Origin of the sequence: Novosphingobium sp. SG707, assembly GCF_012275515.1 — a bacterium.
GTDB lineage: Bacteria > Pseudomonadota > Alphaproteobacteria > Sphingomonadales > Sphingomonadaceae > Novosphingobium.
Window position 1 is genome coordinate 118,111 of the sequence record NZ_JAAZQL010000009.1, and the last position, 13,262, is coordinate 131,372.

The 13,262-nt window shown below is 63.5% G+C and carries 9 protein-coding genes; 5 read left to right on the forward strand and 4 right to left on the reverse strand.

Annotation, left to right across the window (positions count from 1 at the left end):
* Nucleotides 1–15: 15 nt before the first annotated feature.
* The gene (locus FHW92_RS21065; protein WP_246870329.1) at nt 16–987 is read right to left on the reverse strand and encodes an RcnB family protein; all 972 of its coding nucleotides are present in this window, start codon (nt 985–987) and stop codon (nt 16–18) included.
* 189 nt (nt 988–1,176) lie between these two features.
* Nucleotides 1,177–2,850 carry an energy-dependent translational throttle protein EttA gene (gene ettA, locus FHW92_RS21070; protein WP_168605247.1) on the reverse strand — a complete coding sequence of 558 codons (1,674 nt, stop codon included), beginning with the start codon at nt 2,848–2,850 and terminating at the stop codon, nt 1,177–1,179.
* Between the two features lie 96 nt (nt 2,851–2,946).
* On the opposite strand from ettA, the gene FHW92_RS21075 reads away from it, so the two are divergent.
* The gene (locus FHW92_RS21075; protein WP_168605248.1) at nt 2,947–4,290 is read left to right on the forward strand and encodes a M28 family peptidase; all 1,344 of its coding nucleotides are present in this window, start codon (nt 2,947–2,949) and stop codon (nt 4,288–4,290) included.
* On the opposite strand, the gene FHW92_RS21080 is transcribed toward FHW92_RS21075, so the two are convergent.
* Complete coding sequence (locus FHW92_RS21080) at nt 4,291–5,355, reverse strand: hypothetical protein (RefSeq protein ID WP_168605249.1); 1,065 nt, start codon at nt 5,353–5,355, stop codon at nt 4,291–4,293.
* A 158-nt stretch (nt 5,356–5,513) separates the two neighbouring features.
* Between FHW92_RS21080 and FHW92_RS26275 the strand changes: the two genes are divergently transcribed.
* The 4 genes from FHW92_RS26275 (at nt 5,514) to prsR (ending at nt 11,974) form a co-directional block, all read left to right on the forward strand.
* Nucleotides 5,514–6,992: a methyl-accepting chemotaxis protein gene (locus tag FHW92_RS26275; protein ID WP_168605250.1), complete on the forward strand. Its 1,479-nt coding sequence runs from the start codon at nt 5,514–5,516 to the stop codon at nt 6,990–6,992.
* Nucleotides 6,993–7,118: 126 nt separating this feature from the next.
* Nucleotides 7,119–8,504: a TIGR03013 family XrtA/PEP-CTERM system glycosyltransferase gene (locus FHW92_RS21090; RefSeq protein ID WP_168605251.1), complete on the forward strand. Its 1,386-nt coding sequence runs from the start codon at nt 7,119–7,121 to the stop codon at nt 8,502–8,504.
* Between the two features lies 1 nt (nt 8,505).
* The gene (gene prsK, locus FHW92_RS21095) at nt 8,506–10,611 is read left to right on the forward strand and encodes an XrtA/PEP-CTERM system histidine kinase PrsK (protein ID WP_168605252.1); all 2,106 of its coding nucleotides are present in this window, start codon (nt 8,506–8,508) and stop codon (nt 10,609–10,611) included.
* A 1-nt stretch (nt 10,612) separates the two neighbouring features.
* Nucleotides 10,613–11,974 (forward strand): PEP-CTERM-box response regulator transcription factor, encoded by a 1,362-nt coding sequence (gene prsR, locus FHW92_RS21100; RefSeq protein ID WP_168605253.1) that lies wholly within the window; start codon nt 10,613–10,615, stop codon nt 11,972–11,974.
* Nucleotides 11,975–12,195: 221 nt separating this feature from the next.
* On the opposite strand, the gene FHW92_RS21105 is transcribed toward prsR, so the two are convergent.
* Nucleotides 12,196–13,242, reverse strand: coding sequence for a DUF475 domain-containing protein (locus FHW92_RS21105; protein ID WP_168605254.1), 1,047 nt, complete (start codon nt 13,240–13,242; stop codon nt 12,196–12,198).
* Nucleotides 13,243–13,262: the final 20 nt, after the last annotated feature.

Below are 13,262 nucleotides of genomic sequence, written 5' to 3' on the forward strand. Positions count from 1 at the left end.
CTTTTGGGCTTTTGTTTACCAGAAGAAATCGTAGAGCACATCGACGACCTCGCCGGTATACGTATCTACCAGTAGCGCATCGTCGTAATAGCGCACCCACTGATAAGGCCCGTAAACCGCCGGCAAGCGATAGTTGTAGGGGTCATAGATCACATAGCTCTGGCTGTAGAACAGCGGCTGCAGGAACAGACCCACGCTGAGCCGGCGATAGGCATAGCCGCGATAGGGCGGGTTATAGCGCCCGATGTGAAACGCCATCCGGTTGCTGGAGCGATAGCGCTGCCAGTCGTAGCGGTTGTCGCGGCGCCAGTCCGGTGTCCAGCGGCGATAGTCGCCGCGCGGGGCGTTCATGCCCGGATTGCCCGGACCGCGATTGCCGTTCCAGCCGGGGCCGTTGTTCGGGCCGCGATTATACGCGCCCTGCGGTCCGCGATCCCAGCCTTGCGGCCCGCGATTGACACCGCTCTGGGGCCAGCCCGGCGTGCCGCGCCAGCTTTCATTGCCGCCGCCGCGCCAGTTCTCATTGCCGCGCGGACCATCCCGGCGCTGCATATCACCGCGCTGCATATCGCCACGGGGCCCATCATTGCGTTGAGGCTGTACATTGCCCGGGCCGCCGCTCCAGCCGCCGCGATCCGGTCCGCGATTGCCGCCGTTCCAGCCGCCCGGCGCCGCAGGGGCAGGGGGCGCTGGCGGAGCGGGACGGGCCGCCGGAGCAGCGTTGCCGCCGCCCCACGATGGCTGTCCGCCGCCGTGGCCGCCAAAGCCGCCCGGTTGTCCCTGAGGCTGACTTTGCGGCTGACGTTGGGGTTGGCCCTGCATCGGTGCGCCGCCGCCGCGGCGTTCGCCGCCCGAACCTTCCGCACCGCGCCAACCGCCGCGATCGCCATGATTGTCTTGCGCCATCGCCTGCACCGGGATCGACAGCAGGGCCAGGCTCATCGCCAGATTGGCCAGAGGGCGCATCCGCCCGTTGATCGTCTTCATAAGCCACCTCCCAGTCGAAGCGTTGGCCGGGCGCCATGCTTCCCTTCGCACGGCCGGTTCACTTCCTGTGATCTTCCGTATAGGCTTGGGGCGCTGTCCACATTCTGAACCGGGCCGTTGGCCTTTGTTCATACAAAAAGGGGCGGCAAGCCTTGCGCCTGCCGCCCCCTTTATACGCTAAAACCGCGATTAACGCGTCAGCTTTTTGTAGGCGCCGGCGCTCGCACGGTCGGCCGCATCGCCAAGGCGGCGGCGCTTGTCTTCTTCATAGGCCTCAAAATTGCCTTCGAACCATTCGACATGGCCGTTGCCTTCAAAGGCAAGGATATGCGTGGCCAGACGGTCAAGGAAGAAGCGGTCGTGGCTGATGACCACGGCGCAGCCTGCGAAGTTTTCGATGGCTTCTTCCAGAGCGGCCAGCGTTTCCACGTCAAGGTCGTTGGTCGGTTCGTCGAGCAGCAGCACGTTGCCGCCGCGCTTGAGCATCTTGGCGATGTTGACGCGGTTGCGTTCACCGCCCGACAGCTTGCCGACGTTCTTCTGCTGATCCTGACCCTTGAAGTTGAAGGCGCCGACATAGGCGCGCGTCGAGGTGTCGAAGCCGTTGACCTTCATATAATCCAGCCCGTCGGAAATTTCTTCCCAAACGTTCTTGGTCGGATCAAGGTGGTCGCGGCTCTGATCAACATAGCCCAGACGCACGGTGGAGCCGATTTCGATCGTGCCGGAATCGGGCTGTTCCTGACCGGTGATCATCTTGAACAGCGTGGACTTGCCCGCGCCGTTCGGCCCGATCACGCCCACAATGCCGCCCGGCGGCAGCAGGAACGACAGGTCGTTGAACAGCACCTTGTCGCCAAACGCCTTGGAGATGTTCTTGGCCTCGATGACCTTGCCTCCGAGGCGCTCGGGCACCTGAATGACGATCTGGGCCTTGCCGGGGCCACGGTTTTCCTGGCTGGCAACCAGTTCCTCGAACTTCTTGATACGGGCCTTGGACTTGGTCTGGCGGCCCTTGGTGCCGGCGCGGATCCATTCCAATTCGTCGTTGATCGCCTTCTGGCGGCCGGTGGCCTCGCGGTCTTCCTGCGCCAGACGCTGGCTCTTCTTTTCCAGATAGGTCGAGTAATTGCCCTCGTAGGGGAAGTACTTTCCACGGTCGAGCTCGAGGATCCAGCCCACCACATTGTCAAGGAAGTAGCGGTCGTGGGTGATCATCAGCACCGCGCCGTGATATTCCTTGAGATGGTTTTCCAGCCATTCGACCGATTCCGCGTCCAGATGGTTGGTCGGTTCGTCGAGCAGCAGGATGTCAGGCTTTTGGATCAGCAGGCGGGTCAGCGCGATACGGCGGCGTTCACCGCCCGACAGGCTGTCCACGGCCCAGTCGCCGGGGGGGCAGCGCAGCGCTTCCATGGCGATCTCAAGCTGGTTGTCCAGCGTCCAGCCGTCCACGGCGTCGATCTTGTCCTGCAGCTCGGCCATTTCAGCGCCCAGCGCGTCAAAATCGGCGTCTTCCTCGGCCATTTCCATGCCGATCTGGTTGAACCGCTCGACCATGTCGGCCGTTGCGCGCGCGCCGTCCTTGACGTTTTCCAGCACCGTCTTGCTGTTGTCGAGCTGGGGCTCCTGCTCCAGATAGCCCACGGTGATGTTTTCACCCGCCCATGCCTCGCCGGTATAGTCGGTGTCGATACCGGCCATCACCTTGATCAGCGTCGACTTACCCGCACCGTTGGGGCCGACGATACCGATCTTGGCGCCCTGATAGAACTGCAGGCTGATGTTGTTCAGCACCGGCTTTTGCGCGCCGGGGAAAGTTTTCGTCATGTTCTTCATGACGAAGGCATATTGGGCGGCCACGTGGCGGTCTCCAGATAAACGGATGAGGAATTGCGCGCCGCTCTACATCCTGGGCGCGCGGTTGCCAAGCGGGCGCTTGGGCGATAGCCTGGCCCCATGCGAAAATTCTACAGCCTGTTGGCCTTATCAGCCGGATTGATGGCTTCTCCTGCCTGCGCGGCAGGGGGCGATGCCCATTTATCCGATGCCCTTTCCATCATAACCGACCTGACCACCGATGTGGGGCAGCGCCTTGGCGGCACTGACCGCGAGGCTGCCGCGCGCGATTGGGCAGTGGCTCGGCTGAAATCGCTGGGCTTTGCCAATGTGCGCTCCGAACCCTTTCCGATTGCCGGATGGGTGCGCGGCGAGGAAAAGGCCGCGATCACCGCGCCCGTGCCGCAGAAACTGGCGGTGACGGCGCTGGGCTATTCCGGCGCGACCCCGGCGCAGGGGATCACGGGCGAACTGATCTATTTCCCCACGCTCGATGCGCTCAAACTGGCGCCGGAAGGGTCTTTGCGGGGCAAGATCGCCTTTGTTGATCATGCGATGAAAGCGGCGCAGGACGGCGGCGGCTATGGCCCCTTTGGCGAGGCGCGGCGGCAGGGGCCGACCATCGCGGCGGCCAAGGGCGCTTCGGCTCTGCTGATCCGCTCGATCGGCACCGATCATACGCGCAGCCCGCATACCGGTGTGACCCGCATCCCGCCGCAGGGCGAGCCGCTGCCCTCGGGCGCGGTGTCCAACCCCGATGCCGATCTGATCGCGCGGCTGGCGGCCAAGGGGCGACCTTTGACCGCCAGCGTCACCTTGACCCCGCGTTTTACGGGGCAGGTGATGTCGGGCAATGTGATCGCCGAATTGCCGGGGCGCGACCCCAAACTGGCGCCGATCCTCGTTGCCTGCCATCTCGACAGTTGGGATCTGGGGCAGGGGGCGATTGACGACGCCTCGGGCTGCGGCATCATCACCGCCGCCGCGCTGGAGGCCGCGCGGTCGGGCCAATTGGCGCGCACGATCCGCGTCCTGTGGGCCGGGACTGAGGAAATGGGTGGCTTTGGCGGTCAGGCCTATGCCAAGGCCCATGCCAATGAGCCCCATGCGCTGGTGATGGAATCGGACACCGGGGCCGACCGAGTATTCCGCTTCCTGTTCCGCATGGCCCCGCAGGACAAACCTCTGGCCGAGCGGATCGGGGCCGAACTGGCGAAAATGGGCATCTATACCGGCGATGGCACGCCCGAGGGCGGCGAGGATGTGGGCTATATTGCTGAAAAGCAGAAGACGGCGGTGATTGACCTCAATCAGGATATGACCCGCTATTTCGACTGGCACCATACGCCTGACGATACGCTGGACAAGATCGACCCGGCGCAGTTGCAGCAGAATGTCGATGCATGGGCGGCGGTTTTGAAGATCCTTGGATCCTATACCGGCACGATCAGTCCGGCAGGATAATCATGCCCCGGCGGGCAGGGGCGCGACCTCGGCCCGCCGTTGTCCGCGCATCGCCCAATAGAGCTGAACCATGGCGCGCGGCAGCAGGGCATAGCCGACCAGATACCACGGGTTCATGATCGCGCCCCAATAGAACGTGTCGGGCCGCGAGAACATCGCGATCATCACCGCATAACCCCAGACGAGCAGATTGGCGAAGATCCCCTCGCGCCCGCCCAGCGCCAGCCAGCCCGCCAGCGGCAGCGCCGCGCCAAACAGCGCCCAGTGCAAAGGCAGGCGTTGCAGCGGCGTGGTATAGATCACCGCCTTCAGAAAGCCCGAAAAGCCTTGCATGGCGTGCCAGCCCTGCGACTGGATATCGCCGGGGCGCCATTGCGCCATGGCCAGTTGTGCATGAAGGGCCATGAACACGCCCCATGCCGCGATCAGCGCCGCCCACGCGCCCACCTCGACCCAGCGCCGGTTCCAGCCTGCATAGACAGCGGCAAGCAGTGCAAAAGGCAGCGCCAGTTCGCGGATGAACAGACCCGCGCCCAGCACCGGCACCACATACCACCATTGCCGGGGCCAGCCGATCACACCGGCAAAGGCCACCGCAATGCACAATCCCGCCGGATATTCCTGCAACGCCATCAGCCAGTCCGAGGATACCGCCGTGCCCCCCACGGCGACCGCCGCCCCGGCCAGAAACCGTTCCGCCCCCGTCAGCCGCCCCTCATGCGCGATGGCCCATGTAAAGATCCCGGCCACCAGCATCACGATGCACAATTTCTGAAAACCCTTCCAGCCGATGACGGCGGAGATTTCCATTTCCGTGGGCGGGCGCATGGTGAAAAAGGGTTTGAGCGGATAGCGATGCGCCCGGTGCAGTTCGGCCGCCGCCTGATGATAGGGTTTCCCCTGTGCCACCTGCGCGGCGATATCGTGATAGAGGCGTCCGTCGGTATAGCCGCCCTTCTTCGCCGTCTTGATCGGCGGGGGCGTGACCGAAAAGCACCATGCCGTCACGGCAAGCATCAGCAAAGCGAACAGGATCGCGGCGGGGCGGGGAAGTCTGGCTAACACGCGCCTTCCTTTGGCCAATCCTTTCGCGGATGCAAGAGCGCAGATGCACAAGCGCGCACGGGCATAGGTAGATTTGCCGGATACCGCATAAGGTCTGATTTGGCGGCAGGCGCGTTAAGAGCCGGAATTGGATCAAAACAGGATGAGAGGTCGCGCGCGTGCTTTTCGGGAACAGTTCAACCCCAGGCATCCGACAGAAACTGGTGTTCTGCCTTGGCGCGCTGGCCGCGGTCAGCGTGGTGCAGGTGTCGGCGGCGACCTTTCTGCATTACCGGCTCTATGCCGCCAATCAGGCGCTCAGCGCAGCAGCGGGCACGGCGGGGGGCGTGGACGGGCTGATCATGGCTGCCGTGATCACCACGCTGATCACCATCGTGGTGGGCGCGGGCACCTTGCTGTGGGCGGGGCTGTTCGTCTCGCGCGCGGTGGTGGAGCCGGTGTCGCATCTGGCGCAATGTCTGAACGCCATGGCTTCGGGCAATTACGATGTCGCGCTGGAGGGCGAGGACAATGGCGACGAGGTGGCCCAGATGTATGCGGCCGCCGCCGTGTTCCGCGAAACCGCCGTGGCCAAGCAGGTGGCCGATGAGCAGCAGCACAAGGTGGTGCGCGCGTTGAGCGAGGGCCTGGACCGGCTGGCCGCGCAGGATCTGGAATTTCGCATCGAGACGGCCTTTCCCGCCGATTACGAACAGTTGCGCGTCAATTTCAATCAGGCGCTGATCTCGCTGGCCAAGGCAATCGGGTCGGTGCGGGTGGGCGCGGCCAGCGTGATGGAATCCATTCAGGACATCCGCAGCGCCAGCGACGATATGGCCCAGCGCAACACCCAGCAGGCCGCGACGTTGGAAGAAACCGCCGCCGCCATGAGCCAGGTGACTGACGGGGTGCAGGAAACCGCCACCCGTGCCACCGAGGTGCAGCGCGCGATTGCCGAAACCTGTACGCAGGCCGACGAGGGCGCGGGCGTGGTGACGCGGGCGATCGACGCGATGGCGGCGCTGGAAAGTTCGGCCACGGAAATCGGCAAGATCGTGGGCGTGATCGACGGGATTGCGTTTCAGACCAACCTACTGGCGCTCAACGCTGGTGTTGAGGCCGCGCGCGCGGGCGAGGCGGGCAAGGGCTTTGCCGTGGTCGCCAATGAGGTGCGCGCGCTGGCCCAGCGCAGCGCGGATGCGGCGCGCAACATTGGCGGATTGATCCATGATTCGGCCGATCAGGTTTCGGGCGGCGTCGCTCTTGTGCGCGAGACGGGCGATCTGCTGCGCCATATTCTGGGCCGGGTGGGCGAGATCAACGAGGTCATCACCGACATCGCCACCAGCGCCGAATTGCAGGCGCAGAACATCCATCAGGTCAACAATGCCGTCAGCGAACTGGACCGCGTGACCCAGAAGAACGCTGCCATGGTCGAACAGACCACCGCAGCCACCCGCGATCTGGCGCATGAGGCCGAGCAGCTTTCGGCCATGGTGCGCACATTCCGCACCCGCGACAGAGACGCGCGCGCCCAGTCCAAGGACAAGGCCGCCGCCCGCCGCCTGAGCAGCGTGCCCCAGCGCAATGTCATGCCGATTGCGGGCAATCTGGCGCTGGCCCCCGCGCCATCGGGCGAAGACTGGAGCGAGTTCTAGTTTGATACCGGCGAAATGCCGGGTCGATCGGCCCGGTGCTTTGTCAAATTTACCGACATTTTACGTCTCATCCCTAAGTCTTGCTCAAAGCCTGCCTGATGGCCGGCGCCAAACTTGAGCAGGCCGATGATTCGTCTTTTCAAACATTACATCCCCCATTCGGTGATCCTGCTTGGATTGATCGATCTGGTTCTGCTGATGATTTCGGGCGACTTTGCCTGGCGCTTGCGGGCGGACCAGTTGGGTATGCCCTCGGAAAGTTTTGAAACGCGCCTGCAACCGCTGATTGCCTTTGCGCTGGTGATGCAGATGGCGATGATCGCGGTGGGGGTCTACGGCGCCGATGCCTTGCGCTCGGTGCGTTTCGCCTCGGCGCGGCTGCTGGTGGCGGTGTCGCTGGGCGTGATCGCGCTGGCCCTGTTCAACTCTTTGTTTACCAGCCAAATTTTTTGGCGTTCCACCCTGTTCTACGCGATGCTGGGGGCGATTGCGCTGCTGGTGATGAATCGGCTGATCGTGGGCGGCATTCTGGGCACGGCGGCGTTTCGGCGCCGGGTGCTGGTGCTGGGCGCGGGCCACCGGGCGCAGCGCCTGCGCGAGCTTGGCGAGCGGGCCGAGAGCGGCTTTGTCATCGTCGGCTATGTCGGCATGAGCGAGGCGGCCCCGATTGTCGAGGAAGCGATCCCGCGCACGGCGATCCACAATCTGAAGCGCCATGTCGAAAACCTTGGCGTGTCCGAGGTGGTGCTGGCGCTGGAAGAGCGCCGCAACGCGCTGCCTCTGAAAGACCTGCTGCGCATCAAGACGGCAGGCGTTCATGTTAATGACTTCTCCAGCTTTATGGAACGCGAGACGGGCCGCGTCGATCTTGATACGGTCAACCCCAGCTGGTTCATCTTCTCGGACGGTTTTTCCTCGGGCCGGGCCTTTTCCAGCGCCGCCAAGCGGATATTCGATGTGATCGTCAGCCTGCTCCTGCTGACCATGACGGCGCCGGTGATCGTGCTGTTCGCCATTCTTGTGAAGCTGGACAGCAAGGGCCCCGCCTTCTTCCGCCAACGCCGCGTGGGCCTGTATGGCCAGAGCTTTGACGTTATCAAGCTGCGCTCGATGCGGCTGGATGCCGAGGCCAACGGCGCGCAATTTGCCGCCAAGAACGATCCGCGCGTCACCCGCATCGGCAATTTCATCCGCAAGGTGCGCATCGACGAACTGCCCCAGACTTGGAGCGTGCTGAAAGGCGAGATGAGCTTTGTCGGCCCGCGCCCGGAACGGCCCGAATTCGTCTCCGACCTTGAGGACAAGCTCTCCTATTATGCCGAGCGCCATATGGTAAAGCCCGGCATCACCGGCTGGGCGCAGGTCAATTATCCCTATGGCGCCAGCCTTGAGGATTCGCGCAACAAGCTGGAATATGACCTGTATTACGTGAAGAATTACACGCCTTTCCTCGACATCCTGATCATCCTGCAAACGCTGCGCGTGGTGCTCTGGCACGAGGGGGCACGCTAGGATGTCGGCTGGTCCCGGCCTGTGGGACTGGGTGGCCAGCACCGCGCATGTGGCGGGCGCGTGCGCCGCAATCACCGTGGCCGTCAGCATCTGGGGCCAGCGCGAGCGCTACAGCGGGGCGGGCAAGGCGATTGTCGTCGCGCTGGCCATGACGGCGCTGTGGTGCCTTGCCGTGGTGGTCGAGGGTGAACTCAGCCTGGTGGCCCAAGGGCTGCTGGGCCTGCGCAACCTGTCCTATCTGTGGGCCATCTATGCGATGTTCGCCAGCGACGGGCGCCATACCAGCCTGACCGAGGTGGGGCCGGTGGTGGCCGCCTTGTGCCTTGTCGATATTCTGGTGCCCACGGTGCAGTTCATCGAGCATCGCATCAATCCGGCGCTGCTCAACGAGGTCGAGCTTTATCAGTTGAACATCATGCTGGCGATGCTGGGCGTGGTGGGCTCGCTGGTGCTGGTGCACAATCTCTATGCCAGCGCGTCCAGCACCGGGCGACAAATGCTGCGCTGGCCTGCGCTGGCGCTGGCGGCGGTGTGGGTGTTTGAACTCAACCTCTATACGGTGGCCTATCTGGCCAAACATTGGCCTGTCGAGCTGGCCTCGCTGCATGGGCTGCTGGATATCGGCTTTGCGGGCATTCTGGCGCTGGGCGCGGCCAAGGGGCGCGAGACCCTGCGGTTGAAGCCTTCGCGCACGGTGACGTTCCAGTCGATCTCGCTGATCGTGATCGGCCTCTATTTCGTGGGTATGATCGCGATTGCGCGCTGGCTGGCCAGCGCGGGGGGCGAGCTTGGCCGGTGGTGGCAGTTCAGTTTCCTGATCGCGGCGATTTCGGCCGCCGCGCTGTTGCTGCCCTCGCGGCGGATGCGCGGGTGGATGCGGGTGATGTTCACCAAGCATTTCTTCAAGCACCGCTATGAATATCGTGAGGAATGGCTGCGCTTTGCGCGCACAATCGGCGGGCAGGGGCGCGACGCCGCCCCGCTGCACCAGCGCGCCGTGCAGGCGATGGCCGATATTACCGACAGCCCGGCGGGCCTGTTGCTGACGCCTGATGACACCGGCGAGATGGTGCTGGCCGCGCGCTGGCAATGGCCGACCGTCGATGTTCCCGCGCAGGCATTGGGTCTGGCCGCCGCGCATTTTCTGGCCGCCAGCGACCATATCGTCGATCTGGACACGGTGCGCGCCAATGGAGGCGCCGATATTGCCATCCCCGAATGGCTGCGCGAGGAAAGCCGCGCATGGGCCGTGGTGCCCCTGCAGCACAACGGTCGGCTGGTGGGGGCGGTGATCCTTGCCCGCCCGCCCCAGGACCGCAAGCTGGACTGGGAAGACTTTGACCTGCTGCGCGTGGTGGCCCAACAGATCGGCACCTATCTGGCCGAGCATCAGGGGCAGCAGGCGCTGGCCGAGGCGGCGCGCTTTGATGAATTCCACCGCCGTATCGCCTTTGTCATGCATGACATCAAGAACCTGTCGAGCCAGCTTTCCCTCTTGGCCCGCAATGCTGAACGTCATGCCGAAAACCCCGATTTCCGGGCCGACATGCTGGTGACTTTGCGCAATTCGGCCGACAAGCTCAACCATCTGGTCGCCCGCCTTTCCCGCTATGGCACCAGCGCGGGGGACAAGGCCGAGCCGGTCGAGGTGGGCGCACTGGCGCGGCAATTGGCCGAAACCTTCCGCGTGCGACACAATGTTCAGGTGATCGAGCGTGACGCCTGCACCATCGCGGGCCAGAGCCACAGTATCGAGCAGGTGCTGACCCATCTGATCCAGAATGCGGTGGACGCCAGCGCGCCCGACATGCCGGTCTTTGTCTCGATTGCGGGCGATGGCCTGTATGGGCGGATCGAGATTGTCGATTCAGGGCACGGCATGGCCCCTGAATTTGTCCGCAACCGCCTGTTCAAGCCTTTCGATTCCTCCAAACCGGGCGGCTTTGGCATTGGCGCCTATGAGGCGCGCGAACTGGTGCGCGCGATGCACGGGCGGTTGGATGTGGAAAGCCGCGAGGGGATCGGCACGCGCTTTATCGTCCGCCTGCCTTTGGCCAGCGCGGCGGAAATTCTGAAGACCATGGATAATGATCAAAAGGTTGCCTGAAATGAGCGAGACGCGGCCCAAACTGCTCGTGATCGAGGATGATCCGGGGCTCCAGGCTCAGCTCAAATGGGCCTATGAGGATTTCGAGGTGATCGTGGCCGGGGATCGCGCCAGCGCCATGGCCGCGCTGCGCAGCGAGGAGCCGGCGGTCGTCACGCTCGACCTTGGCCTGCCGCCCGATCCGGACGGCACCAGCGAGGGCTTTGCCTTGCTGGACGAGATCATGGGCTTGAAGCCCGACACCAAGGTGATCGTGGCCAGCGGGCATGGCGCGCGCGAAAGCGCCTTGCAGGCCATCGAGCGCGGGGCCTATGATTTCTATCAGAAGCCGATGGATTTCGATGAAATGGCGCTGATCGCGGCCCGCGCCTATCGGCTCCACCGCCTGGAGGCGGAGAACCGCGCCTTGGCCGTGCGGGCGGGCAAGGACAATCGCGTGTTGGGCACGATGATCACCGCCGCGCCCGAAATGCTGCGCGTGGCGCGCACGATAGAGCGGGTGGCGGGCACCAATGTTTCGGTCATGCTGCTGGGCGCCAGCGGGACGGGCAAGGAATTGCTGGCGCGCGGATTGCACGAGGCCAGCGGGCGGGCAGGGGCTTTTGTCGCGATCAATTGCGCGGCGATTCCGGAAAACCTGCTGGAATCGGAACTCTTCGGCCATGAAAAGGGCGCGTTTACCGGCGCGGTCAAAACCACCGAGGGCAAGATCGAGCAGGCCCATGGCGGCACGCTGTTTCTTGACGAGGTAGGCGATATTCCCTTCGCGCTGCAGGTCAAATTGCTGCGTTTCCTGCAGGAGCGGGTGATCGAGCGGATCGGCGGGCGGCGTTCGATTGCGGTCGATACGCGCATCGTCTGCGCCACCCATCAGAACCTTGAGGCGATGATCGCCGATGGCCGTTTCCGCGAGGATCTGTGGTATCGGCTGGCCGAAATCGTGGTCAAAATCCCCTCGCTGGCCGAGCGGCCGGGCGATGCGGCGCTGCTAGCGCGGGCTTTCCTTGCGCGTTTTGCCAAAGAGATGAACCCGGCGGTCAAGGGCTTTGCCCCCGATGCGCTGGCCGCGATGGATGCGTGGGGATGGCCGGGCAATGTGCGCGAACTGGAAAACCGGGTGAAGCGCGCGGTCATTATGGCCGATGGCAAGCTGGTCCATGCGGGCGACCTTGATCTGGACGCGCCGGGGGGTGAGGAGGACCTGCCGCTCAACCTGAAATCCGCGCGGGAGATTACCGACCGGCGGGTGATCCGTCAGGCACTGGCGCGCAGCGAGGGCAATATTTCCTCAACCGCCAAGCTGCTGGGGATCAGCCGCCCGACGCTTTACGATTTGCTCAAGCAATATGACTTGCAGCACTGATAGCGCTATCAAGTCCGATGTACCAATAAGTACAATTTTCAAAAATGCGCCCATCGTGCTGAAATGAAAAAGGGCGGCTCGAAAGCCGCCCTTCCCCTCCCTTTTTTTCTTCCAACGCCCGATTTGCACAGAAAGGCCGGGGCTTCAATGGGGCGTATATGGCATTTTTATGAATAGCCGTTCATTGTGGCAAACGAACCACACTGGCACCCCGTGCCGCCTTACGCCGCCTCGCGCCGATTTTCCCGCACAGAGGCCCACAGCGCCGCCCCGATCAGTACCGCGCCGATCAGACCCGTCACCGTTTCGGGGATTTCCATCAGCGCCGAACCCAGCATGATCGCCGCCAGCGCAATGATCGCCCAGAAGGCGCCATGCTCAAGGAAGGCATATTCCGACAGCGTGCCCTGTTCGACCAGCAGCACGGTCAATGAACGCACAAAGATCGCGCCGATCGACAGGCCCAGAGCAATGATGACCATATTGTTCGACAGGGCAAAAGCGCCGATCACGCCATCAAGGCTGAAGGAGGAATCCAGCACGTTGAGATAGAGGAATCCGCCAAGCCCCGAACGCACCGCCGTGCCCGCCAGCGCGCGCGCCGCCTCGCGGCTTTCCAGGAAATGGCCCAGCGCCTCGACCGCGATGAACGTCACAATGCCGAACACGCCCGACACCAGCAGGGTATAGGCCTCTTCCCCCGGCAGCCAGCGCCCGATCAGCACCAGCGCGAGCAGCAACAGCGCAACCTCGCCCGCTTTGATCGAGCCGACCAGCTTCAGCCGCACCTCGACCCAGCGCAGCCAGTGTGTTTCCTTGTCCGGGTCGATGAAGAAGCCGAGGCCCACCATCGCCAGAAACGCCCCGCCAAAGCCCGCAATCGGGATATGGGCATGGCGCATGATTGCCTCATATTGCGCCGGTTCATTGAGCGAAAGATGCATCGCCTCGACCGGACCCAGCCCGGCGGTAAAGCCCACGATCAGCAACGGAAAGGCCACGCGCGTGCCAAACACCGCAAACAGCATGCCCCATGTGAGGAAGCGTTTGCACCAGATCGCATCCATATCCTTCAGCACGGCGGCATTGACCACCGCATTGTCAAAGGACAGCGACACTTCCAGCACGGCCAGAACGAGGACGATCCAGATCATCCCGCCCACGGCCGAAATCGACCCCGTATCATGCCAGCCATAGGCGGCGGCCAGCGCCAGACAGACGGCGGAAAAAATCAGCGAGCCGCCGAAATGCCTCAAAAATTGCGTCACTTGAAAAATACTCCGCCGGG

Excerpts from the sequence above, each read along its gene's own strand:
- FHW92_RS21065 (WP_246870329.1), bottom strand. The coding sequence starts at position 987 with ATGAAGACGATCAACGGGCGGATGCGCCCTCTGGCCAATCTGGCGATG.
- FHW92_RS21075 (WP_168605248.1), top strand. The coding sequence starts at position 2,947 with ATGCGAAAATTCTACAGCCTGTTGGCCTTATCAGCCGGATTGATGGCT.
- FHW92_RS21090 (WP_168605251.1), top strand. The coding sequence starts at position 7,119 with ATGATTCGTCTTTTCAAACATTACATCCCCCATTCGGTGATCCTGCTT.
- prsK (WP_168605252.1), top strand. The coding sequence starts at position 8,506 with ATGTCGGCTGGTCCCGGCCTGTGGGACTGGGTGGCCAGCACCGCGCAT.
- prsR (WP_168605253.1), top strand. The coding sequence starts at position 10,613 with ATGAGCGAGACGCGGCCCAAACTGCTCGTGATCGAGGATGATCCGGGG.